The sequence below is a fragment of the Halorubrum sp. SP9 genome (assembly GCF_005435015.1).
GTDB lineage: Archaea > Halobacteriota > Halobacteria > Halobacteriales > Haloferacaceae > Halorubrum > Halorubrum sodomense.
Genome location: NZ_SGXU01000100.1, coordinates 1 through 1,114 on the forward strand (window position 1 = coordinate 1; position 1,114 = coordinate 1,114).

The following is a 1,114-nucleotide window of genomic DNA, read 5'->3' on the forward strand; positions in this document are numbered from 1 at the left end:
CTACAGTGATCCCGATACCAATCCCCCTGTTTCGATCGATAATTCCACGCTCCTTGGCGAGGAGAGTTTGAAATCGATACATATTTACAAATTTTTTAATATATCTTGGATTGTGATTTAGTCTTTTAGAGAGGAGAGTCGACATCTCTGTTAGTTTCTCGCGAAAGTTACCAAGCGTTTCCGTGTTTCTGTGCCACTCTTGAGTCTCAGTTTCAGACCGATCAGGATCTGCGTAGACAAGAGACTCAACGAAGTCTTCTACATTGCCTTTCGAAGGGCTCGGAACTTGGAACGATATTTCTATGAATTTTTGTAGGTAATTATTCCCATACGAGATATCGGGATTTTGCTGCCCCGCCACGCTATCCGGCTCCCCTTTTTGATCCCTCGTCGAATGTTGATGCTTCTTAGCCACGCTTGCCGCAACTTTATTTCTGTCCATGGCTATAATAAAAAATATCGACGTCTCGACAGAGATGAGCGAATTTATTCCCTCCATTAGCTCCGCTGCCTTTTGGTTCTCACAGCGGTCCAGATCGTCAATAAATACGAATACAGGCTGATCTCCTGTATACACATCAACAATATTCTCAAAATCACTATGAAAACTCTCGATGAACGGGATTCGGTTTGAATAATCCGGCGAGTCCACGTGCTGTGAGATTCCTTTCCGGATTCCCGCGCGAAGTTCGTTCCTTATACGAATCCAGATCGAGACAATTCCCGTTAAAAACAGGAGAAGACTCCCGGAGTACACGACCGTATCTAATACGTTCGATAGGACCGAATCCCGAACGAAACCCAATGACCGGGACAGTTCTAAGCCAAACGAAATAAAGAGTAGCGGGACAGCGATAGTTATGAGGAGAGCAAAGAGTCCGACTAAGACATTTTGGACGATTGATATCCAACTGCTGTTCCAGTCAGTACGTCTGAGATACAACTTGATGTGGCCCTTCCAGCGCTGTATAATGGGTAATTGGTGAGTTAGTTGTTCGAAGAATTGAATGGCAAAGACCGCCCATAGTTGCTCTTCTTTGTCGTGTTGCCACGGGTTGAATTGGACCGTGAAATCGCCCTCATCTCTGAGAGCGTCTTCCAGTTGAAGTAGAAA

At 45.0% G+C, this 1,114-nt stretch carries 1 protein-coding gene; it reads right to left on the reverse strand.

Going from position 1 to position 1,114, the window contains the following annotated elements; genetic code table 11:
- Window positions 1-1,102, reverse strand: a 1,102-nt coding sequence (locus EXE45_RS16570) for a P-loop NTPase fold protein (protein ID WP_321167818.1), incomplete at its 3' end; no start/stop codon positions are given.
- Window positions 1,103-1,114: the final 12 nt, after the last annotated feature.